Raw genomic sequence first — 21,508 nt, 5'->3', positions numbered from 1 at the left:
CTTTTCCGCCGGCCATAAAAACAGGGAGGTGGACACAAGGGTGATGGAATCACCGACCGGCTTGCAATCAATGAGGCAAGCATCCATGACCCAAGCTGTTGACTCCCAGCCCGTTCAGCCCCTGATCTCCCCCACGCCCTCCGAGCTCGATTCCGCAGAGCACGGGTTTGGCAGTTCAGTGCACCTCGATGTGATCGATCTCGCCGCCCCGGATGAAGATTACTGAGACGAGCCCGTGCCATAGTGCGGTTCAAGACGCCGGTTTTGCTGTCCGGCACCGCCCTTGACCCAGGCCAACAGACCGCCACCGCAAATAACGACAAAATGCTAGTTTTTCTTCAAAAATCAGTTTAATTGACCATCTACTGCGTTCCAACCTCCCTCTCCTTCATGGACACGCCTTGATACAAACCTACGTTATTGCTCGTCATTTCCCTCCCTCCTGTTCGCCTTCGCCATTTTGACTCAATTTGACATTTTAGTTTTAAACGCCAGTTCACTACCCGGTTACTTCATAGCCCCCATGCAGGCTGGATTGAACGAAGGCATTTCATACAGCTGTTTTTGCAAAGCTTGGAGTAATGTCGGGATTTGTTTTTGCATTTGTAATTTTATTACGTAATTAATTACATTTTTAACCCATCCCCTCTACCGAAATTCTCCCCCCTGCCGCCCCGGCAACCCAAGAGCATAACCATCTGCAAAGAGCTTTTGCACCAATCACATAAATCCATTTAAAACAGCATCTTAACTATCATCAAAAAACACCTGTTTTAAAAATCAAGTTGACGAATCCGCCATTCTTTTGCACCTTATGAATCGTGTTACCCCGCTGTTATGGGGAGTTTGAAAGAAAGGGATATAGACGTTAGTCGTAGTTAATAAATTCAAAATGTAACTTTTGGAGGAGTACCCACTATGTCGGCACCGGCCCAGACCATCAGCAGCACCCGCCTGCGCATTCAAGGCGAGATGCTTCCCGATTACGCGCAGATCCTGACGCCGGATGCGGTGGCCCTGGTGTCCGAACTGGTGGAACGTTTCGCTCCCCAACGCAACGAGCTGCTGAAGCAGCGAGTCGCACGCCAGGCCCGTATCGATGGCGGCGAGTTGCCGGACTTCCTGCCAGAGACCGCCCATATTCGCGATGGTGACTGGACGGTGCGCGGCATTCCCGCCGATCTGCAGGACCGCCGTGTGGAGATCACCGGCCCGGTCGAGCGCAAAATGGTGATCAATGCCCTCAACGCCAACGTCAAGGTCTTCATGGCCGACTTCGAGGACTCCCTGGCCCCGGCCTGGAACAAGGTGATCGAGGGCCAGATCAACCTGCGCGATGCGGTCAACGGCACCATTGCCTACCAGAGCCCGGAGGGGAAGGCCTATACCCTGAATCCCAACCCGGCCGTGCTCATCTGCCGGGTGCGCGGTCTGCATCTGCCGGAGAAGCACGTCACCTTTGATGGAGCCCCCATTCCCGGCGGCCTGTTCGACTTCGCCCTCTATTTCCTGCACAACCACAAGGCGTTGCTGGCCAAGGGCTCCGGTCCCTACTTCTACGTACCCAAGCTGCAGAGCCATCTGGAAGGGCGCTGGTGGAGCGAGGTATTCGCCTGGACCGAGGACAAATTCGGTCTGCCCCGCGGCACCATCAAGGCCACCGTGCTCATCGAAACCCTGCCGGCGGTATTCGAGATGGACGAGCTGCTCTATCAGATGAAGGATCACATCGTCGCCCTCAACTGCGGCCGCTGGGATTACATCTTCAGCTATATCAAGACCTTGAAGAATCACTCCGATCGCGTCCTGCCGGATCGTCAGGTGGTGACCATGGACAAGCCGTTCCTCTCTGCCTACTCGCGACTCCTTATCAAGACCTGCCACAAACGCGGCGCGCTGGCGATGGGGGGCATGGCCGCCTTTATTCCGGCCAAGGACGCGGCAGTCAACGAACAGGTGTTTGCCAAGGTGCACGCGGACAAGCAGCGCGAGGCCGACAACGGCCACGATGGCACCTGGGTCGCCCACCCCGGTCTGGCCGATACCGCCATGGCGGTGTTCAACGCCACCATTCCGGCGGGTGCCCAGAACCAGATCAGCGTGCTGCGCGAGCAGGATGCCCCCATCACGGCCGCCGACCTGCTGGCCCCCTGTGAGGGTGATCGCACCGAGGCGGGCATGCGCACCAATATCCGCGTCGCCCTGCAATACCTGGAAGCCTGGATCAACGGCAATGGCTGCGTGCCCATCTACGGCCTGATGGAAGATGCCGCCACCGCCGAGATCTCCCGCACCTCCATCTGGCAGTGGATCCGCCACGGCAAGACCCTCTCCAACGGTCAGGCAGTGACCAAGGCGCTGTTCCGCCAGATGCTGGCCGAGGAGCAGGAGGTGGTCAGAGGCGAAGTGGGCGAGGCCCGCTGGCAATCTGGCCGTTTCGCCGAGGCAAGCGCCCTGATGGACGAGATCACCTGCGCCGACACACTCATCGATTTTCTGACGCTGCCCGGCTACGAGCGGCTGTGAGACCCGGGCCGGTAACGGCCCCCATAACAAGTCAATGGAAACGTGAAATCAATGAAAGAGGGAACTGATATGGCACTGACCCGTGAGCAACAGATCCAGGCTATCGAGAAAGACTGGGCAGAAAACCCCCGCTGGAAAGGGATCAAGCGCGGCTACAGCGCCGAGGACGTGGTGAACCTGCGTGGCAGCCTGCAGCCGGCACACACTCTGGCCCAACGCGGCGCCGACAAACTGTGGGAGCTGATCCACGGCGGCGCCAAGAAAGGCTATGTAAACTGCCTCGGCGCCCTGACCGGCGGCCAAGCGGTGCAACAGGCCAAGGCCGGCATCGAAGCCATCTATCTCTCCGGCTGGCAGGTGGCGGCGGACAACAACCTCTCCTCCACCATGTACCCGGATCAGTCCCTCTACCCGGCCAACTCCGTCCCCTCCGTGGTGGAGCGCATCAACAACTCCTTCGCCCGGGCCGACCAGATCCAGTGGGCCAACAAGGTTGGACCAGAGGACAAGGGCTTCATCGACTACTTTCTGCCCATAGTAGCGGATGCGGAAGCCGGTTTCGGCGGCGTGCTGAACGCCTTCGAGCTGATGAAGGGGATGATTGAAGCGGGCGCCGCCGGCGTGCACTTCGAAGATCAGCTCGCGTCCGTGAAAAAGTGCGGCCATATGGGCGGCAAGGTACTGGTCCCGAGCCAGGAAGCGGTGCAAAAGCTCATCGCAGCCCGTCTGGCAGCCGACGTCTGCGGCACCACCACCCTGGTGATCGCCCGCACCGACGCCAACGCAGCGGATCTGCTGACCACGGATGCCGACCCCTACGATGCCGGCTTCCTGACCGGTGAGCGCACCAGCGAGGGCTTCTACAAGGTGCAGGCTGGTATCGAGCAGGCCATCTCCCGCGGCCTGGCCTATGCCCCTTATGCCGACATGGTGTGGTGCGAAACCGCCAAGCCCGATCTGGACGAGGCGCGCAAATTTGCCGAGGCCATCAAGGCCCAGTACCCGGACAAGATCCTGGCCTACAACTGCTCCCCGAGCTTCAACTGGAAGAAGAACCTGGACGATACCACCATCGCCCGCTTCCAGCAGGAGCTCTCCGACATGGGCTACAAGTACCAGTTCATCACCCTGGCGGGTATCCACAACATGTGGTTCCACATGTACGAGCTGGCCTACCAGTACGCCCGTGGCGAGGGGATGAAGCACTATGTCGAGATGGTGCAGCAGCCCGAGTTCGCCGCTGCCGAGCGGGGCTACACCTTCGTGGCACACCAGCAGGAAGTGGGGACCGGCTACTTCGACAAGGTCACCACCGTCATCCAGGGCGGCCAGTCCTCGGTCACCGCCCTGACCGGCTCCACCGAAGAAGATCAGTTCCACTGATAGCTGTGTAATGCTCGCAAACAAACCCCGGCCAAGTCCCGGGGTTTGTCGTTATGGGGCTTAGAACCTATCCCAGTAGGCGTAATCGTTGAAGGCAGTTTGAACACGGACAGCGCGCAGAAACCGGAGCGTACTGTAGTACGTGAGGATTTCGAGCACTGCCCAGGTTCAAAATGGCGAATAAGATAGGCTATGTCCCAATTACGTGTTGCATCGGGTGCCCTAGCGCCTCATGCAAACACATCTTGGTATTTACCTCCCTGCCGTAACGTTCCAGCATCCTGCGCCAGCCCAGATAATTCCTCAGGTAGTGGGTTGCGACTCCATGGAATCGTTCCATCCACTCCTTCAACCGCCGGTGATATCCGTTCACATGCTGGATGTGGTATGCCCCAATGACTCGCTCACCTCGACGGTTGTACACCACCTGATGTGTTATGCCCCGCGCTTGGCTGAAACTGGCATACACCCCTGCACCATCACTGCAGAGCACTGCATCGGGCGCGATGAGTGGCTGCAACACCGCTTTCACCGTCTGCGCATTCAGCCTTTCCAGCTGAAAGTCGGCTTGATGGCCCGCCCTGTCCTGCACCACCATCACCGGGATGTAATCCCGCCCGGTCCCCCGGGTACGCCCTTTCCCGCCACGATGTCTTGCCGGACGAGGCAACCCTCGCTGCCCCTTGAACGATTCGAGGAAGAAGGTTTCATCCACTTCCACAATGCCTTCTTCCCGTGTTGCCTGGTGGCTTGCCATCGCCTTCAGGAAGCGGTGACGCCACAAGAAGGCGGTGTTCTTGCAAACACCGCAGCGGACGGCGGCCTGGCGGACAGTGAGCCCGTCGATGAGAGCCTGGGCGTAGTCCTCCCAATGCTCAGCCTTACGTAATCTGGCCAAAGGCGTCTTGGTGAGGAGGGAGCTGGTTCGCCGACACTGCTTACAACGGTAACGACGCAGCCCACGGCTCCAGCCCCAGGGGGCCAGCTGGGTGGCATCCGCCTGGCAGTGGGGACAGCCGCAGCATGTGGGTAACTGGGCATGGAGGGACGTAATCGGGTGTGGAGCGGCGAGCTCATGCTGAGCGACACGGCGCTGACGCAGAGTAAGTAATGGAAAGAGGGACAACAGGTGTTGGAAGGCTGGCGTATCCATGATGAAGGTCCTCGCGGTGATGACCTACTTCCAGATTAGCCTTCCAACACATAATTGGGACAGCGCCATAAGATAGCCTAATGGGATAGGTTTTCAGAGCTCGAGTATCTCTTTGACAAAGGGGATGGTCAGCTTGCGCTTGGCACGGAAGGAGGCGTTGTCGAGACGATTGAGGGTGGCAAGCAGGGTGCGCATGTCGCGGGAGAGGCGGTTGAGCAGGAAACGGCCCACGTCGATGGGCAGCTTGAAACCCCGCAGCTCGGCGCGCAGTTGCAGGGCGCTGAGTTTGCCCTCGTCGTCCAGCTCGTCAAGGTGGAAGCTCACTCCCCAGTCGAGACGGGACGCGAGATCCGGCAGTTGCAGCCCCAGCTTGCGTGGCGCGCTGCAGCCGGTAACGATGAGCGTCCCCTCCCCCTTCTCCTTCCAGCGATTGTAGAAGTCGAACAGGGCCCGCTCCCACAGGGCGTTGCCAGCGATCGCCTCCAGGCTGTCGAGACAGACCAGGGGCAGGCTCTCCAAAGCATCGAGCATGCTGGGGTCAAGCTGTTCGAACTGATCGAGGGAGAGATAGGCCGCCGCCGCGTCGCGGGCGTTGACCTCGGCGCAGGTGGCATGGAGCAGATGGGAGCGGCCCGACCCCTTGGCTCCCCAGAAATAGAGGAAGGGCGAGCCCTGACCGATGGCCGCATTCTTGAGGGCGGTGATCAGATGGGCGTTGTTGCCGGGATAAAAACTGACGAAGGTTTCATCATCCGGTAGTTGTACGGCTAAAGACAGTTGGGCCGGTTGCTTCACTCGTTGGGCTTTGACTGTGATATTTGCGGGCAAGTGTATCACCAGCGGGGCAGATAGAGAACCGCCCGGACCATGCCGGGCGGTCAGGATCCTTCCCCGGGATCAGGGCTGCGACCATTGATAGCGCAGGCCGCTCTCGTTGTCTTCCACCTGATGCAGGCGGCTCTCCAGTTGCAACCCCCTCACCAGCTCGGCCTTGTCCCCCTGCAGCGAGAGGTTGAAGGTCACCTTGTCCCCTTCCAGCTTGCCGATGGCCACCTTGGTGACACTGGCCATCCCCTGCAGCAGCTTCTGGATCTGGATCATGCCATCGATATCGGACAGCCCCTCCACCACCAGGGTCTGGCTGGAGGCGACACCGGAGAGACGGGTACCGTACTGCTGCACCAACCAACCGGCCAGGGCATCGGCAAAGCCCTTTGCCACCTCGGCCTGGGTACCTGAACCCGAGCCCTTGGTCAGCTCGGTCAGCTCTCCTGCCTGCGCCCCCGGCTTGGCCCCATAAAGACCCCAATCGATGCTCCAGGCCTCCCCCTCCGGGGTGAGTTTGCCGAGCACCACCATTTCAGCGCCGTAACGCTGGCTCGCCTTGAGCACGGGATCGGCAAAGCGGCCCCAGACATCGGTGGCATTGACCGCCATGTTGTCATCCAAGTCCATCAGCGGGAGACTGACCGGCAGCCCCATGGCCTGGGTCTGGGCACGCAGCGCCTCGGACCAGCCATCGCCGGACTGATCCGGCAGAATGCGCCGCTCCCCTTCGTCGACCACCAGCCAGATGGCGACCTGCGGCCGCACCGGGCCAAGCAGGGCAAACTTGCTCTGGCCGACCAGGGCGTTCACCTTGGCCACATTGAAATCCGCCTTGAGAAACTTGACCGAGCCGATGTCCTGATAGCTGTATTGCTGCACGTAATCCGCCGGCGCCGCCAGGGCCTTCACCACATCCGGCTGGGTGAGGATATCGCGCTTGCCCGTCACCTTGACGAGCACATCCCCCAGCGCCTGGGACTGGGCGGCCGTCATGTCGCCACTGGTGGGAGCCTTGCCCTGATAGAGGTCGGTTACCTGGGCGGCCGACACCACGAGAGGCAGACAGCAGCAGAGGAGAGTCGCTAAGCGTTTCAGCATAAAGAAGATTCTCGAAATGGGGGATGGTGCTTATGGTAGCGGCAAGGCGCGCATGGCAGCAAGCAAAGGGGGGGAGAAACAGCGGAGCCGGCAGGATGCCGGCTCCGTTTGCGCGCCTTGGGCGCGGCGATGGGGTGATGCTTACTTGGTGCCGAAGATCTTGTCGCCGGCATCACCCAAGCCCGGGACGATATAGCCCTTCTCGTTCAGCCCCTGGTCGATGGAGGCACAGAACAGCTCCACGTCCGGGTGAGCGGCTTCCAGCGCCTTGATGCCTTCCGGCGCGGCAACCAGCACCAGCACCTTGATGGACTGGCAACCTTTCTTCTTGAGCAGATCGATGGTGGCGATCATGGAGCCGCCGGTGGCCAGCATGGGGTCGATGACCAGGGCCAGACGCTCTTCGATGTTGCTGACGATCTTCTCGAAGTAGGGGACAGGCTGCAGGGTCTCTTCATCGCGATAGATACCGACCACGCTGACGCGGGCGCTCGGCATGTGCTCCAGCACGCCATCCATCATGCCAAGACCGGCGCGCAAGATGGGCACGACGGTGACCTTCTTGCCCTTGATCTGGTCGACTTCCACAGGGCCGTTCCAGCCATCGATGGTCACTTTTTCGGTTTCGAAGTCAGAGGTCGCTTCGTAGGTCAACAAACTGCCCACTTCCTTGGCCAGTTCACGGAAACGCTTGGTGCTGATGTCGCCTTCGCGCATCAGGCCGATCTTGTGCTTGACCAGGGGGTGTTTGACTTCAACGACTTTCATTATTATCTCCTCTAACCGGCGCCAAAAAAATCGCGGAATCATACAACAAAAGCCACGGCTTGTAGAGCTTTTCGATTCAAAAACGCGCAAACGATTTTCTTTCTGGTTTTTCGTGCCCGCTGGTAGAATACGCCCCGAATTTTACCCTCCACTTCTTTATATGACGGGGAATACGCGTGACTGACAAAACCTCACTGAGCTACAAGGATGCTGGCGTAGATATCGATGCCGGCAATGCACTGGTTGAACGTATCAAGGGCGTGTCAAAACGCACTCGTCGTCCTGAAGTCCTTGGTGGTCTTGGCGGCTTTGGGGCCCTGTGTCAAATCCCTGCTGGCTACAAGGAACCGGTACTGGTCTCCGGTACCGACGGGGTGGGCACCAAGCTGCGTCTGGCCATCGACCTGAAGAAGCACGACACCGTGGGGATCGACTTGGTCGCCATGTGCGTCAATGACCTCATCGTGCAGGGCGCCGAGCCCCTCTTCTTCCTCGACTACTATGCCACCGGCAAACTGGACGTGGACACTGCCGCTGCCGTGGTCACCGGCATCGGCGCCGGCTGCGAACAGTCCGGCTGTGCCCTGGTCGGCGGTGAAACTGCCGAAATGCCTGGCATGTATGAAGGGGAAGATTACGACATCGCCGGTTTCTGTGTCGGCGTGGTGGAAAAGAGCGAGATCATCGACGGCAGCAAGGTTGGCGAAGGGGATGCCCTGATCGCCCTGGCCGCCAGCGGTCCCCACTCCAACGGCTTCTCCCTCATTCGCAAGATCCTGGAAGTCTCCAAGGCCGACGTGCAGCAGCCGCTGGGTGATACCACCCTGGCCAACGCCCTGCTGGAGCCGACCCGCATCTACGTGAAGCCCGTGCTCAAGCTCATCAAGGAGTGCGAGATCCACGCCCTGTCCCACATCACCGGCGGCGGCTTCTGGGAGAACATCCCGCGCGTGCTGCCCGCCAACACCCAGGCGGTCATCGACGAGCAGAGCTGGCAGTGGCCGGCGGTGTTCAGCTGGCTGCAACAGGCAGGCAACGTCACCCGCCACGAGATGTATCGCACCTTCAACTGCGGCGTCGGCATGATCATCGCCCTGCCGGCGGATCAGCTGGACAAGGCACTGGCCCTGCTCAAGGCCGAAGGCGAGAACGCCTGGCACATCGGCCACATCGCCAAGGCGGCCGATGGTGAGGAGCAGGTCATCATTCAATGAATGATCGGATCAACGGCCAGATGACCTCCCCTATGAAACGCATCCTCGTCCTCATCTCAGGCAGCGGCAGCAACCTGCAGGCCATCCTCGATGGCTGTGCCGGCGGCAAGATTGCCGGTCAGGTGGTCGGCGTCATCAGCAACAAGGCTGATGCCTATGGCCTGGTGCGTGCCAGGGAAGCCGGGGTGGCAACCGCCATCCTGGCCCAGCAGCAGTTCGCCAGCCGGGAGGAGTATGATGCCGCCCTGCTGGCCCTGATGGCGGATTATCAGCCGGATCTGGTGGTGCTGGCCGGCTTTATGCGGATCCTGAGCGCCGACCTCGTGCGCCACTTCGCGGGGAGGATGATCAACATCCACCCCTCGTTGCTGCCGAAATACCAGGGTCTGCACACCCACCAGCGCGCCATCGAGGCCGGTGATGACGAACACGGCGCCAGCGTCCACTTCGTCACCGAAGAGCTCGACGGCGGCCCGGTTATCCTCCAGGCACGGGTCCCCATCTTCGAAGGGGACAGTGCAGACGAGGTCGCCGCCCGGGTCCAGGTGCAGGAGCACAGCATCTACCCCCTGGTGGTGCAGTGGTTCTGCGAAGGGCGCTTGCAGATGCGAGAAGGGTCTGCCTGCCTCGATGGCAAGCAGCTTGGCCTGGCAGGCTATGCCAGCGAGTAACCGCGAGCAGCAGTAAGACACCACAAGGGAGGCTCAGGCCTCCCTTGTCATTTCTATCGACCAGCGCAATGGCTGTCATCACGTCCGATGACGCCGCTGCGCGGCTAATCGGCCCTACACCGGATTGTCGATATCGATAAAGGTCACCTCCAGCCCGTGCACGGTGGCGAGCCACTCTCCCAGCGCCTTGACGCCGTAGCGCTCGGTGGCGTGATGGCCTGCGGCGTAGAAGTGCATGCCCATCTCGCGGGCAGTGTGGATGGTCTGCTCGGAGGCTTCGCCGGAGATGAAGGCATCGATGCCCTGCTCCGCCGCCTGGCTGATGTAGCTCTGGCCACCGCCGGTGCACCAGGCCACGGAGCGGATGAGCTCGGGACCACTGTCACCACAATGAAGCGGCTCGCGACCGAGACGCTCGGCAATCAGCTTGGCAAAATCGCTGCCGCTCATGGGCTCCTCCAGCTTGCCCACCATGGCCACGCTCTTGCTGTTCCAGGGTTCGAGACCGCGACGCACCTTGATGCCGAGCAGCCTGGCAAGCTGGGCGTTGTTCCCCACCTCGGGGTGCACGTCCAGCGGCAGGTGGTAGGCAAACAGGTTGATGTCGTGGGTCAAGAGGGTCTTGAGACGACGCTGCTTCATGCCGGTGATCTGGGCCGGCTCGCCGCTCCAGAAGTAGCCGTGATGAACCAGGATGGCGTCAGCATCGGCGGCCACGGCGGCATCGATGAGGGCCTGGCTGGCGGTGACGCCGGTCACCACCTTGCGAATGCGCTCGCGCCCCTCCACCTGCAGGCCGTTGGGGCAGTAATCTTTGATGGCATGGGGTTCGAGCAGGTGGTTGAGCAGGCTTTCCAGTTTACGATGAGAGATCATGGGGGTCTCCTAGCTGGGCTCCCCACGTACTGTGCGGGGAGCCGGATTCCGATCGTCAGGGCCCATGATAATCGAGCCGGACCGGCAAGGCCATGCGCCTGTCAGGCCTAGGCGGGCAGCTCGATGCCGGCGTCACGCATCTGGGCCAGCTTGTAGCGCAGGGTGCGCGGGCTGATGCCGAGCTTGTCGGCCACCGCTTTGCGACTGCCGTTGCACTCCTGCAGGGTGTCCAGAATGATCTGGTGCTCCTGCTGCTTGAGTTCGCCACCGAGCCCCTCCCCTGACAGCCGCTCGAGCGGGCGCACCAGGGTCTCGTCCGTCTCCTCCAGGATCAGGTGCTCACAGTCGATGAGGCCGTCTGGACAGAGGATCAGGGCGCGCTGCACCACGTTGTCGAGCTCGCGCACGTTGCCGGGCCAGGGGTGAGCCATCAGACGCTCTCGGGCGTCCTCTGCGAGCTGCGGCGTCGGCAGCCCCATCTGGCTGGCATGCAGCGCCAGCAGATGCTCCGCCAGGGGAAGAATGTCACCCGGGCGTTCCCAGAGCGCCGTCCAGCGCAGGGGGAAGACGTTGAGGCGGTAGTAGAGATCTTCGCGGAACAGCCCGTCCTGCACCGCTTTTTTCAGATCCCGGTTGCTGGTGGCAATGACCCGCACATCGAGGGGGATCATTTTGCGGCTGCCGAGCCGCTCCACCTCTTTCTCCTGCAAGACCCGCAGCAGCTTGGCCTGCAGCCCCAGATCCATCTCGGTGATCTCGTCGAGCAGCAGGGTTCCTCCCTGAGCCTGCTCGAACTTGCCAGGGCACCCCTGCACCGCACCGGTGAAGGCGCCCTTCTCGTAGCCAAACAGAGTCGCTTCCAGCATGTTCTCCGGAATGGCGGCGCAGTTGATGGCGACGAAGGCCTGCTCTGCCCGGCTGGAGTGGTCGTGAATGTAGCGAGCCAGCACTTCCTTGCCCGTCCCGCTCGGTCCGGTCACCATGACGGTGGCTTCGCTTCTGGCCACCCGGGTCGCCAGCTGGAACAGCTCCGCAGTCCTGGGGTCCCCGTACACTACGGCACGCTTCTCCACCTTCTGGGCCGGCACATAACGGCTGACCTGGTTGAGCAGCACCTCGGGGGAGAAGGGCTTGGCCAGATAGTCGATCGCCCCCTCGCGCATGGCGCGCACCGCCCCGTCGATGTTGGCGTAGGCAGTCATCAGGAGCACAGGCACCTGGGGATATTGCTGGCGGATGTTGGCGAGCAGGGTCAGACCATCCATGCCCCCCATCTGGATGTCGGAGATCACCATGTCAAAGCGCTGACGGGACAGGGCAAGCAGGGCCCGCTCGCCGCTGTCCACCTCGCGGCACTCATAGCCACCGAGCAGCAGGGTATCCACCAGCGCCTCGCGCAGGCCGTTGTCATCTTCCACCACCAGAATGCGAGCCTGGGTCATGCCACACCTCCTACAACCAACATGGCCTTGTCGAGAATCATCTTCACCGGCGCTCCGGCTTTTGCGCGCCTCATGCCACGCCCCCCAACTGAACCTGTTGCTGATGCAGGGGGAAGGACAGGGTAAAACAGGTGCCCTCGCCAGGGACCGAGGCCACGCTTACCTCCCCCTGATGGGCTCGTACCACCGACTGCACCACCGCAAGACCGAGGCCCGTGCCTTGGGATCGGGTGGTAAAGAAGGGTTCGAAGATCTGGTTGAGCAGGGAGGGGGCCATCCCCTTGCCGTTGTCGATGACCCGCATCTCCACCCGGTTGCCGCTGCGCACAGCGCTCACCAGGAGCGAATCGGCGCCGGCCTGCCGGGCGTTGGCGATGAGGTTGTTGATGGCCCCCGCCAGGGCACTGCTGTTGGCAAGCAGACAGAGATCGGGCTCAGGGGCCTCCAGATGCAAGGCGCAGCCCTGCTGCTGGCAGAAGGCTTCGGCCCCCGCCTGCACTTCCGCCAGCAGGCCCTGCACCGAGAGGGGCGCCACCACCTGGTTGTCGCCATTGCGGGCAAACAGCAGGATGTCGTTGATCTGCTTCTCGAGATCCTGCAGGCGCGCCATCAATTTTTGCTGGAACTGGCTGCGGGATTCAGGCTTGAGGGTGCGGTTGGCCAGGTTGGCCGCATAGAGCATGGCGGCGGAGAGCGGGGTGCGGATCTGGTGCGCCAGGGAAGCCGCCATGTTGCCAAGGGCGGAGAGGCGCTTCATGTGGTTGACCCTGTCCTGCAACTGGCGGGTCTCGGTCAAGTCGGTAATGAACACCAGTTGGCCGGGCTGATCCGGCAGCGGCTGGGTCGACAGCTGGACCCGGCGGCCGTCGCGCAAGGAGATCTCGTGACCGTCATCCTCACGGGGTTCGAAGCAGCGGGCGATGATCTGGCGCCAGGAAAGGCCTTCCAGTGGCTCTCCCAGCAGCGCCAGGGCGGCAGGGTTTGCGCGGGTGATCAGCCCCTCGCCATCGAGCAGCAGCACGCCGGTCGGCAGCGCCGTGAAGATGGCGTAAAGCTGACTCACTTCATGTGACTGGAGGGGGGCATCCTGCTGCAAGATTGTCATAAAGCTGACCTCAAACTGGCGATTGAGTCAGCTTATTCAATTTCCATGCCAGCAAAATAGACGTTATTTATCAATGCATTGGGTCAATGCGTCAAAGCATTGACCTCAATTGTCCTTGCTCATGCCGTACTTCTTCATCTTCTCCACCAGGGTGGTGCGGCGCATGCTGAGCAGGTCGGCGGCGCGGGCCACCACCCCGTCCTGGGACTCCAGGGCCTGGCGGATCAGCTCCACCTCGAGGTCGGCCAGCATCTCCTTGAGGTTGACCCCCTCTTGAGGCAACTGCATGGGCAGGGGCATGGCGATGCCGGGATCCAGCTCTGGTGGGGACTGGAACACGGCAGCCAGGGCGTCCCGCTCGTCCATCTCGGTGAGCCGTTCATCTCGTGGCTCGCAGGGCAGCAGGCGATAGCGGCCGGGCAGATCCGCCACATCGACGATCTGGTTCGGATAGAGGATGAGCAGGCGCTCGATGAGGTTGGACAGCTCGCGCACGTTGCCGGGCCAGGCGTACTGCATCAGGGACTCCATGGCGCGCTGGGTCAGACGGATGATCCCCTTGTGCTGTTCGGCATGGCGATTGAGCAGCTCCTGCAGCAGCAGCGGGATGTCGTCGGCCCGATCCCGCAGGGGGGGCGTCTCGATGGGGAACACATTGAGGCGGTAGTAGAGATCTTCGCGAAATGCCTGGGTGCGGATCATGGCTTCCAGATCCCGGTGGGTCGCCGCTATCACCCTCACATCAGCCTGGACGGCCTTGCCGCCCCCGACCCGGTCGAACTGGCGCTCCTGCAGCACCCGCAGCAACTTGACCTGCATCGGCAGCGGCATGTCGCCGATTTCGTCGAGGAAGAGGGTGCCCCCCTGGGCCAGTTCGAAGCGGCCGCGCCGGGCGGCAATGGCACCGGTGAAGGCCCCCTTCTCGTGACCGAACAGCTCGCTCTCGAGCAGTTCAGCCGGAATGGCGCCGCAGTTGATGGGCACGAAGGGGCCCGCGCTTCGGGCGGACAGCTCGTGGATGGCGCGAGCCACCACCTCCTTGCCGGTCCCGGACTCACCGAGGATCAGTACGTTGGCGTCGGTCTCGGCCACCTGGCCGATGAGACGGCGCACCTCCTGAATGCCCCTCCCCTTGCCCACCAGCAGGCGCAGCAGGGTCTGACCCTTGTCGTGGGTCTGATGACGGGGATGCAGGGAGATGAAGGCCTGGCAGAAGTGCAGATGACGGGTGAGGGACTCATAGGTAAAGGGCGCCTCGGCCACCCCGATGAAGTTGCTGCAGCCATGGCTCGCCGGCATCAGGGAGAGGAAGGGCAGACGAGGATGGGCGGCAAGCAGCTCACTCAGGGCGCGCTCGCGCAGTTCCCCGGCCAGAATTCCCTGCAGGGGCCCGGCAGTCTCGATGGCCACATCGAGATCGCTCTCCACCACATCCTGCCAAGGGATCCCCATGAAGGAGAGCACAGTCCCCAGTTGCTGGCGCCGCACATCATCGGCATCAACAAGCAGCACACCCATAGCCATCCTATCCATATTTTCACACCTGACGCCAAGTTATTGTTTTTTAAGTGCTTATTAAAACCAATTTCGCACTGTGTCATAAGGGGGACAAAGTGCCAAAATTCTGGCGGATTGTCAAAACTTGTCGCATCCTCCCGGACCCTGGCGGGACGGGGATCACGCTTCCAGCCAGATTGAGTATCGGATGAAAACCAGCGAAGGGGAAAGAATGACGCCGACAGGATGCGGCGTCAGAGGAGGGATCAGTGTTTCACGCTCTCCTGGGGAGCGGCATAGCGGCACTCGGGAAACCGGCTGCAGGCGAGGAACAGGCGACCGGCGTGGGGACCCTTTCGTGCTTCCCGTGCCACCAGGGGCGCGGCACAGCGGGGGCAATGGGGGATCGTCTCCCGGGGCTCCTCCTCATCCGGATCGAGGAAGGGATTCTCCTCCATCAACACGGGCATTGCCTCTTCGGCCTGGGGGGGCGGCACCTGTGGCTCCCTGGCAGCCCCCGGGTGTGACGTGCCCAGATCGACACCATCGAGCAGCAGCGGGCTGAAGGTCGGTTCGCGGCGCTCGCCGGGCAGCAGGTCATCCACCGGCGCCGTCGTTCTCGCCAGCAGGGGCAGCAGTTGCTCCCGCAACTCGTCGACCTGATAGTGGCTGCTGGCCGGGATCTGCAACAGCGGCAGACCGGCGCCATCGCAGGCCGCCTTCAGGAAGAGATCCCGCGCCTTGCGCTTCTGGTGGCGGTGCCCCTCGTCATCCAGCTCCACGGCACACAGGAAAGAGAGATCCGCCGGGTGGCAGAGCAGAAAATCGAAGTGCTTCTCCCCTATCTTGCCGAGCGCCTGCTGGCGCTTGCCCTTGCCAAGGTGCGCCTCGGGCGTCAGTACATAGGAGGCTCGTACCTTGGCAAAGACACGGGCCTTGTCCCCCACCGCCTGGTCCAGCACCCCGAAGAAGGTGCGCTCCGCTGGGCTCATCAAGGTTTCCTGCAGATCATAGGGCTCGGCCTTGCCCCCTTTCTCCCTGCGCCAGACGATCACCAGCAGGAGCAACCCCAGCAACACGGCTCCCGATACGACAAGGCTATTCATACACGCACATCCCGTTTACAAGACAAATTCAGTTCACACCAGAGGAAGGGGCACACTCTACCACGGGGAAAGCGACTCAGGCAGCGCAGAAATCAAGCCCGTCCCGGCATTCGCGTTTTTTCACTGAATTTGCGCAAGGCGGGCTTCATATGGCCTGTCACAGCAGGCACAATGCTAGAGCCCATGGACGTTCTGGCGCGCACCCCGTCACCGCCAGGCGTCAACGGACCCCACGCAGCCCCATTCAAGGAGAGCAGGATGCAAAAGCAATTGGTCGTCACCGTGATCGGCGCAGACAAACCCGGGATCGTCGAGAGCCTGGCCGATACCATCACCCGGCAGCAGGGCAACTGGCTGGCCAGCTCCATGAGCGAGCTGGCGGGGCAATTTGCCGGCATTTTGCACGTCGCCGTGCCTGACGAGCATTACCGTAGCCTGTGCGAGGCCCTGGTGATGCTGCCTGGCCTCACCGTGAGCTTCGCCGAAGGGCAGCTCAGCCCGCAACCGGCCCATCAGGTGATGCTGAGCGTCACCGGCAACGACAGACCGGGCATCGTCCACGAAGTGGCCAGCATCCTGCGCCAACTCAACATCAACGTCGCCGACCTCACCACAGGTTGCGAACCTGCGCCCCACTCAGGCGCCCCCCTCTTCTATGCCCACGCCCTGGTGGCCCTGCCGCCGCAGCTCGAACTGGACGATCTCGTCACGGCCCTGGAGTCCCTCTCCGACGACCTCGTCGTCGACATCGATCAGGATCTGAGCGAATAGTGTCGCCTGTCATAAATTTGTCATGGTTTGACGCCATAACTTCCGCGCAGACGCAACCAGAGCAAAGAGGCACCAGATGAGCACCGACAAGCAGTATGAAGAGAAAGAGCTTAGCTGGCTCTCATTCAATGAACGGGTGTTGCAAGAGGCGATGGACAAGACGGTACCCCTCATCGAGCGGGTCCGCTTCCTCGGGATTTTCTCCTCCAATCAGGACGAGTTCTTCAAGGTACGGGTGTCGGACGTCAAGCGCCGCATCCTCATCAACGAAGTCCACGGCGGCGACGACGAGGCCAAGGTGCTGCTGCGCGCCATCCAGCAGAAGGTGATGGCGCTCGGCGAGGCGTTCGACAACACCTACAAGGAGCTGCTGATCGCGCTGGCCCGCCACAACATCTTCCTGGTGAACGAAAGCCAGCTCTCCGAGTCCATCCAGCAGTGGCTGCGGATCTTCTTTCGGGAAAAGGTGCTGCGCCACATCATCCCCATCCTCCTCAACAAGGAGGTCAACCCGGTCAAGTTCCTGAAAGACGAGCACACCTATCTCGCCATCGAGATGAAGAAGAACGGCCAGGTGATCCAGTACGCCCTGGTGGAAGTGCCCACCGACGATCTGCCCCGCTTCTTCCAGCTACCGCCGGAGGGCACCCGTCGCAAGAAGCAGATCATCATCCTGGACAACGTCATCCGCTTCTGTCTGGACGAGATCTTCAAGGGCTTCTTCGACTACGACGAGATTGCCGCCTACGCGGTCAAGCTGACCCGGGATGCCGAATATGACCTCTCCGACCAGCTGGACCTCAGCCTGGTGGACAAGATGAGTGACGGCTTGAAACAGCGCCTCACCGCCATGCCGGTGCGCTTCGTTTACGAGCGGGAAATGCCGGCGGCCATGATAAGCTTCTTGAAGCTCAAGCTGCAGATCAGCTCCTACGACGCCATCATGCCCGGTGGGCGCTACCACAACTTCAAGGATTTCATCGGCTTCCCCAATGTGGGCCGGGATTATCTGGAAAACCCCAAGCTGCCGGCCCTCGATTGCCGCGACTTTGACGGCTTCGTCAACGCCTTCGACGCCATCGCCAAGCAGGACATCCTGCTCTACTACCCGTACCACAAGTTCCACCACTTCACCGAGCTGGTGCGCCAGGCGGCCTTCGATCCGGCGGTCAGCGCCATTCGCATCAACATCTACCGGGTGGCCAAGAAGTCGCGGATCATCCACTCCCTCATCGACGCCGCCAACAACGGCAAGAAGGTGACCGTGGTGGTGGAGCTGCGCGCCCGCTTCGACGAGGCGGCCAACATCGACTGGGCCAACATCCTGACCGACGCAGGCGTCAAGGTGGTGTTCGGGGTGCCCAGCCTCAAGATCCACTCCAAGCTCTGCCTCATCACCCGCCACGAGAACGGCGAGGCGGTGCGCTACGCCCATATCGGGACCGGCAACTTCAACGAGAAGACCGCCAAGATCTACACCGACTTCTCCCTGCTGACCCGCCATCCGGACATCACCGCCGAGGTGGAGAGCGTGTTCGAGTACATCGAGTACCCCTATCGGCGCTACAAGTTCAACCACCTGCTGGTCTCCCCCATCAACAGCCGCCGCCAGCTCTATCGCCTCATCGACAACGAGCTGACCAACGCCAAGGCGGGGCAACCCAGCGGTATCACCCTCAAGATCAACAACCTAGTGGACAGAGACCTCATCAACCGGCTCTATGCCGCCGGCCAGGCCGGGGTGCCCATCCAGATGATCATCCGGGGCATGTGCGCCCTGCGCCCGGGGGTGCCGGGTCTGAGCGACAACATCCGGGTCATCAGCATCATCGACCGTTTCCTCGAACATCCCCGGGTGATGGTGTTCCACAACAAGGGCAATCCCCAGCTCTATATCTCCAGTGCCGACTGGATGAGCCGCAACATCGACGGTCGCATCGAGGTGGGCACCCCCATCTATGACGAGCGGCTCAAGCAGCGCATCCTCGACATTCTCGAGCTACAACTGAGTGATACCTGCAAGGCGCGGGTGATCGATGCCGACCAGAAGAACGAGTACGTGAAGCGGGGCAACCGCCGCAAGGTCCGTTCCCAGGTGGCGATTTACGACTACCTCAAACGCATAGAGTCAAACCATGGACAATAGTCTGTACGCCGCTGTCGATCTGGGCTCGAACAGCTTCCACATGGTCATTGCCCGCCTCACCGAGGGGCGGATGCAGATCATCGATCGCATCAAGGAGCGAGTGCGCCTCGCCGAAGGGATGGATGAGCAGCGCCGCATGTCCCAGGAGGCCATGGCGCGCGGGCTGGACTGCCTCGCCCTGTTCGCCGAGCGGCTCACCAACATCAAGCCGGATCAGATCCGCATCGCCGGCACCTACACATTGCGCCGCGCCAGCAACGCCCGCGACTTCGTGCGCGAGGCGGCCAAGGTGCTCAACCACCCCATCGAGATCATCAGCGGCCAGGAAGAGGCCCGCCTCATCTATCAGGGGGTCGCTCATACCCAGCACATCGAGGGCCAGGTGCTGGTGGTGGACATCGGCGGCGGCAGCACCGAGCTCATCATTGGCGAAGGGTTTGAGCACAAGGCGCTCACCAGCCGCAAGATGGGCTGCGTGAGCTTCACCCAGAGCTTCTTTGGCAACGGCAAGCTCGGCGAGAAGGCCTTCAACGCCGCCGTGTTGGAAGCCCAGCACCAGCTCGCCCCCATCATCAACCAGTACCGCAAGCTGGGCTGGCAGAGCTGCCTCGGCAGCTCGGGCTCCATCCGCACCGTGCGCGACGTGTTGCAGGGGGAAGAGTGGACCGATGGTGCCATCACCCTGGCGGGACTGGAGCGGCTGAAGGAAGAGATGCTCAAGCACAAGCGGGTCGATCAGCTCAAACTGGCGGGCCTCACCGAGGAGCGTCAGGGGGTGTTCGCCGCCGCGGTGGCCATCCTGCTCGGGCTCTTCACCTCCCTGCCCATCGAGCGGATGGAGTACTCCGACGGCGCCCTGCGCGAAGGGTTGCTCTACGAGTTCGAGGAGCGCCTGCAGCATCACGACATTCGCGAACGTACCGCGCTTGCGCTCAGCACCCACTATCGCATCGACAAGCGCCAGGCCACCCGGGTAGAACGCAGCGTCCTCTCCCTGTTCGACGTCCTGAGCGGCCCCTGGGAGATGCCGGAAGAGCCCTATCGCGCCATCCTCGGCTGGGCGGCGCGGCTGCACGAGATCGGCCTTGCCATCAACTACAGCGGCATCCACAAACACTCCGCCTACATCTTGCAAAACACCGACCTGCCCGGCTTCAACCAGGACGATCAGGCCCTGCTGGCGGCCCTGGTGCGCTTTCATCGCAAGGGGCTCAAGCTCTCCGAGCTGCCCGCCCTGCCCAACCACGACGAGCAGACGGTGCTGCGCTGCATCCGCATCCTGCGCCTCGCGGTGGCGGCCCACCACAGGCGTCAGGACAACCTGCTGCCCGAGTGGAACGTGCAGGCCGCCGGGGATCAGCTGGTGGTCACCCTGCCCCTGGACTGGTGCGACGAGAACAAGTTGCTGATGCAGAACCTGGAAAAGGAGCACCGCTACTGCCACGAGCAGGGCTGGCCCCTGCTGTTCCAGCTCGGGTGATCCGCCCCTCTGTGCAAAAAGGCAGCCGATGGCTGCCTTTTTTGTCTCTTGTCCTTTCCTACTGCAGATCCGGCAGGATCAGCTTGGCTATCTCGAAGTAGATGATGAGGCCGGTACCGTCCACCAGGGTGGCGATGAAGGGGGCGGAGACCACCGCCGGGTCGATGCGAAAGCGACGCAGCACCATGGGGATCACCGAGGCGACGGTGGCGCTCCAGAGCACGATGGCGACGATGGTCAGGGTCACCACCATGCCGATCTCGGGCCCCACTCCCAGGCTCCAGGCCCGCACCCAGGCCGCCAGCGCGATGGCGGCCGAGATGAGCAGACCGGTGGAGATCTCCTTCTTCAGCACGGTGCCGAGGTTTTTCAGGCTCACCTCCCCCACCGCCATGGCGCGCACTATGGTGGTGGTGATCTGGGTACCGCTGTTGCCACCGGTGCCGATGAGGAGCGGGATGAAGAAGGCCAGGGCGATGGCCGCCTCCAGCTGCTCTTCAAACGCCCGCAGCACGGTGCCTGTGTAGGCTTCCGCCACGAACAGGATCAGCAACCAGCCCACCCGCTTGCGCCACAACTGCCAGGGGGTGGCCTGCAGATAGGGGGTATCCAGCGGCGAGGAGCCTCCTTGCAGCTCCGCATCCTCGGTGGACTCCAGCTCCAGGATGTCGGCGGCATCGTCCACGTGGAAGACCCCCACCAGACGCCCCTGATCTTCCACCGGCAGGAGCGAGAGGTCACGGTCAATGAGCAGGCGGGCCGCCAGCTCCTGATCCGCCCGGGCGTTGATACGCACCGCCTCCCCCTCCATCAGCTCCCCTACCGGCAGCAGAGGATCTGCGATCAGCAACGACTTGAGGGAGACGCTGCCAAGCAGGCGCTGCTCGCCGTCAACCACATAGAGATGACCGAACAGCCTGGCCTGATCCCAGGCCCCGTGGATCAGCTGCTTGGCGCTTTCCACCGTCGCATTGGCCTCCACTGCCAGGTATTCGTGGCGCATGTTGGCCCCCACCGACTCGTTCGGCCAGGCCAGCAGGGACTGGAAGGCTTTGCGGGTGGGGTCTGGCAGCCGGGCGAGCAGAGTCTTGCGATCGTGCTCGTCGAGCCTGCGCAGGATGGCCAGCAGGTCCCGACGGGCCAGGGTGCCCTGCAGTATCCCCACGATGCTGCCATGCAGCCTGAGCAGCAGATGGCCGGCACACTCCGCCGGGAGGGAGGCGAGCAAGGACGCCCCTTCCGGCATGGAGAGGGTATCGAAGATGCAGTTGAGCTCTTCCGGGCGCAGGGTCAGAAGCTGATCGGCACGGGCCACCGGATCCAGGTTGTGCGCCAGCCAGTTGCGCAGGGCAACCGGGTCGAGCAGTTGATGACGATTGAGCAGGGTGTGTGTTTTCTTCATCACAGATGTCCTCATGTGATTTCAGGCGAACCTGAACGCCTC

Annotated in this window: 18 protein-coding genes; 8 read left to right on the top strand and 10 right to left on the bottom strand. The window is 62.0% G+C overall.

Translation table 11 applies throughout. The features are described from left to right. Nucleotides 1-85 precede the first annotated feature (85 nt). From H7R73_RS08440 to aceA, 3 genes are all read left to right on the top strand, one after another. Nucleotides 86-226: a hypothetical protein gene (locus H7R73_RS08440; RefSeq protein WP_010675269.1), complete on the top strand. Its 141-nt coding sequence runs from the start codon at nucleotides 86-88 to the stop codon at nucleotides 224-226. Nucleotides 227-918: 692 nt separating this feature from the next. Continuing rightward, nucleotides 919-2,526 (top strand): malate synthase A, encoded by a 1,608-nt coding sequence (gene aceB, locus H7R73_RS08435; protein ID WP_182951639.1) that lies wholly within the window; start codon nucleotides 919-921, stop codon nucleotides 2,524-2,526. Between the two features lie 69 nt (nucleotides 2,527-2,595). Beyond that, the gene (gene aceA, locus H7R73_RS08430) at nucleotides 2,596-3,909 is read left to right on the top strand and encodes an isocitrate lyase (protein WP_182951638.1); all 1,314 of its coding nucleotides are present in this window, start codon (nucleotides 2,596-2,598) and stop codon (nucleotides 3,907-3,909) included. Nucleotides 3,910-4,099: 190 nt separating this feature from the next. Here aceA and H7R73_RS08425 read toward each other — a convergent pair whose 3' ends face one another. The 4 genes from H7R73_RS08425 to upp all read right to left on the bottom strand — a co-directional run bounded on the left by H7R73_RS08425 (nucleotide 4,100) and on the right by upp (nucleotide 7,756). Beyond that, on the bottom strand, nucleotides 4,100-5,062 hold the full coding sequence (locus H7R73_RS08425; protein ID WP_182951637.1) for an IS1595 family transposase: 963 nt from the start codon (nucleotides 5,060-5,062) through the stop codon (nucleotides 4,100-4,102). 93 nt (nucleotides 5,063-5,155) lie between these two features. Beyond that, complete coding sequence (gene hda, locus H7R73_RS08420; protein ID WP_010675272.1) at nucleotides 5,156-5,857, bottom strand: DnaA inactivator Hda; 702 nt, start codon at nucleotides 5,855-5,857, stop codon at nucleotides 5,156-5,158. Between the two features lie 102 nt (nucleotides 5,858-5,959). Next, complete coding sequence (locus H7R73_RS08415) at nucleotides 5,960-6,988, bottom strand: DUF2066 domain-containing protein (RefSeq protein WP_104454387.1); 1,029 nt, start codon at nucleotides 6,986-6,988, stop codon at nucleotides 5,960-5,962. A 141-nt stretch (nucleotides 6,989-7,129) separates the two neighbouring features. Next, nucleotides 7,130-7,756 carry a uracil phosphoribosyltransferase gene (gene upp, locus H7R73_RS08410; protein WP_005302745.1) on the bottom strand — a complete coding sequence of 209 codons (627 nt, stop codon included), beginning with the start codon at nucleotides 7,754-7,756 and terminating at the stop codon, nucleotides 7,130-7,132. 176 nt (nucleotides 7,757-7,932) lie between these two features. On the opposite strand from upp, the gene purM reads away from it, so the two are divergent. Both purM and purN read left to right on the top strand, forming a co-directional pair. Further along, nucleotides 7,933-8,970: a phosphoribosylformylglycinamidine cyclo-ligase gene (gene purM / locus H7R73_RS08405; RefSeq protein ID WP_010675274.1), complete on the top strand. Its 1,038-nt coding sequence runs from the start codon at nucleotides 7,933-7,935 to the stop codon at nucleotides 8,968-8,970. Nucleotides 8,971-9,002: 32 nt separating this feature from the next. Next, nucleotides 9,003-9,641 carry a phosphoribosylglycinamide formyltransferase gene (gene purN / locus H7R73_RS08400; RefSeq protein WP_010675275.1) on the top strand — a complete coding sequence of 213 codons (639 nt, stop codon included), beginning with the start codon at nucleotides 9,003-9,005 and terminating at the stop codon, nucleotides 9,639-9,641. A 114-nt stretch (nucleotides 9,642-9,755) separates the two neighbouring features. Here purN and H7R73_RS08395 read toward each other — a convergent pair whose 3' ends face one another. From H7R73_RS08395 to H7R73_RS08375, 5 genes are all read right to left on the bottom strand, one after another. Continuing rightward, complete coding sequence (locus tag H7R73_RS08395) at nucleotides 9,756-10,517, bottom strand: Nif3-like dinuclear metal center hexameric protein (RefSeq protein WP_010675276.1); 762 nt, start codon at nucleotides 10,515-10,517, stop codon at nucleotides 9,756-9,758. Nucleotides 10,518-10,624: 107 nt separating this feature from the next. Then, complete coding sequence (locus tag H7R73_RS08390; RefSeq protein ID WP_010675277.1) at nucleotides 10,625-11,959, bottom strand: sigma-54-dependent transcriptional regulator; 1,335 nt, start codon at nucleotides 11,957-11,959, stop codon at nucleotides 10,625-10,627. A 70-nt stretch (nucleotides 11,960-12,029) separates the two neighbouring features. Then, on the bottom strand, nucleotides 12,030-13,064 hold the full coding sequence (locus H7R73_RS08385; protein WP_010675278.1) for a sensor histidine kinase: 1,035 nt from the start codon (nucleotides 13,062-13,064) through the stop codon (nucleotides 12,030-12,032). Between the two features lie 105 nt (nucleotides 13,065-13,169). Beyond that, nucleotides 13,170-14,588 carry a sigma-54 dependent transcriptional regulator gene (locus H7R73_RS08380; RefSeq protein ID WP_182951732.1) on the bottom strand — a complete coding sequence of 473 codons (1,419 nt, stop codon included), beginning with the start codon at nucleotides 14,586-14,588 and terminating at the stop codon, nucleotides 13,170-13,172. Between the two features lie 239 nt (nucleotides 14,589-14,827). Then, entirely contained in the window at nucleotides 14,828-15,667 is an 840-nt protein-coding gene (locus H7R73_RS08375; protein ID WP_182951636.1) for a DUF2726 domain-containing protein, read from the bottom strand. Nucleotides 15,668-15,925: 258 nt separating this feature from the next. Here H7R73_RS08375 and H7R73_RS08370 point away from each other — a divergent pair, with 258 nt between their 5' ends. The 3 genes from H7R73_RS08370 to ppx all read left to right on the top strand — a co-directional run bounded on the left by H7R73_RS08370 (nucleotide 15,926) and on the right by ppx (nucleotide 20,064). Then, nucleotides 15,926-16,438 (top strand): glycine cleavage system protein R, encoded by a 513-nt coding sequence (locus H7R73_RS08370; protein ID WP_010675281.1) that lies wholly within the window; start codon nucleotides 15,926-15,928, stop codon nucleotides 16,436-16,438. A 76-nt stretch (nucleotides 16,439-16,514) separates the two neighbouring features. Beyond that, nucleotides 16,515-18,584 (top strand): polyphosphate kinase 1, encoded by a 2,070-nt coding sequence (ppk1, locus tag H7R73_RS08365; RefSeq protein ID WP_039040240.1) that lies wholly within the window; start codon nucleotides 16,515-16,517, stop codon nucleotides 18,582-18,584. Continuing rightward, a complete protein-coding gene (gene ppx / locus H7R73_RS08360) occupies nucleotides 18,574-20,064 on the top strand; it encodes an exopolyphosphatase (RefSeq protein ID WP_182951635.1) in 1,491 nt (496 codons plus the stop codon). The genes ppk1 and ppx overlap by 11 nt, the downstream gene beginning before the upstream one ends. A gap of 58 nt (nucleotides 20,065-20,122) precedes the next feature. Here the strand turns inward: ppx and mgtE are convergent, their stop codons facing one another. Continuing rightward, the gene (mgtE, locus tag H7R73_RS08355; protein WP_182951634.1) at nucleotides 20,123-21,466 is read right to left on the bottom strand and encodes a magnesium transporter; all 1,344 of its coding nucleotides are present in this window, start codon (nucleotides 21,464-21,466) and stop codon (nucleotides 20,123-20,125) included. Nucleotides 21,467-21,508: the final 42 nt, after the last annotated feature.

Origin of the sequence: Aeromonas sp. WP2-W18-CRE-05, assembly GCF_014168615.1 — a bacterium.
GTDB lineage: Bacteria > Pseudomonadota > Gammaproteobacteria > Enterobacterales > Aeromonadaceae > Aeromonas > Aeromonas caviae.
This window is presented reverse-complemented; position numbering and strand designations above follow the sequence as displayed.

Bases quoted from the DNA above. Each gene is read 5' to 3' on its own strand.
- upp (WP_005302745.1), bottom strand. From the start codon at position 7,756: ATGAAAGTCGTTGAAGTCAAACACCCCCTGGTCAAGCACAAGATCGGC.
- purN (WP_010675275.1), top strand. From the start codon at position 9,003: ATGAAACGCATCCTCGTCCTCATCTCAGGCAGCGGCAGCAACCTGCAG.
- H7R73_RS08380 (WP_182951732.1), bottom strand. From the start codon at position 14,588: ATGGCTATGGGTGTGCTGCTTGTTGATGCCGATGATGTGCGGCGCCAG.
- H7R73_RS08375 (WP_182951636.1), bottom strand. From the start codon at position 15,667: ATGAATAGCCTTGTCGTATCGGGAGCCGTGTTGCTGGGGTTGCTCCTG.
- H7R73_RS08370 (WP_010675281.1), top strand. From the start codon at position 15,926: ATGCAAAAGCAATTGGTCGTCACCGTGATCGGCGCAGACAAACCCGGG.
- H7R73_RS08390 (WP_010675277.1), bottom strand. From the start codon at position 11,959: ATGACCCAGGCTCGCATTCTGGTGGTGGAAGATGACAACGGCCTGCGC.
- aceB (WP_182951639.1), top strand. From the start codon at position 919: ATGTCGGCACCGGCCCAGACCATCAGCAGCACCCGCCTGCGCATTCAA.
- H7R73_RS08440 (WP_010675269.1), top strand. From the start codon at position 86: ATGACCCAAGCTGTTGACTCCCAGCCCGTTCAGCCCCTGATCTCCCCC.
- H7R73_RS08425 (WP_182951637.1), bottom strand. From the start codon at position 5,062: ATGGATACGCCAGCCTTCCAACACCTGTTGTCCCTCTTTCCATTACTT.
- ppk1 (WP_039040240.1), top strand. From the start codon at position 16,515: ATGAGCACCGACAAGCAGTATGAAGAGAAAGAGCTTAGCTGGCTCTCA.
- aceA (WP_182951638.1), top strand. From the start codon at position 2,596: ATGGCACTGACCCGTGAGCAACAGATCCAGGCTATCGAGAAAGACTGG.
- H7R73_RS08395 (WP_010675276.1), bottom strand. From the start codon at position 10,517: ATGATCTCTCATCGTAAACTGGAAAGCCTGCTCAACCACCTGCTCGAA.
- ppx (WP_182951635.1), top strand. From the start codon at position 18,574: ATGGACAATAGTCTGTACGCCGCTGTCGATCTGGGCTCGAACAGCTTC.
- H7R73_RS08415 (WP_104454387.1), bottom strand. From the start codon at position 6,988: ATGCTGAAACGCTTAGCGACTCTCCTCTGCTGCTGTCTGCCTCTCGTG.
- H7R73_RS08385 (WP_010675278.1), bottom strand. From the start codon at position 13,064: ATGACAATCTTGCAGCAGGATGCCCCCCTCCAGTCACATGAAGTGAGT.
- mgtE (WP_182951634.1), bottom strand. From the start codon at position 21,466: ATGAAGAAAACACACACCCTGCTCAATCGTCATCAACTGCTCGACCCG.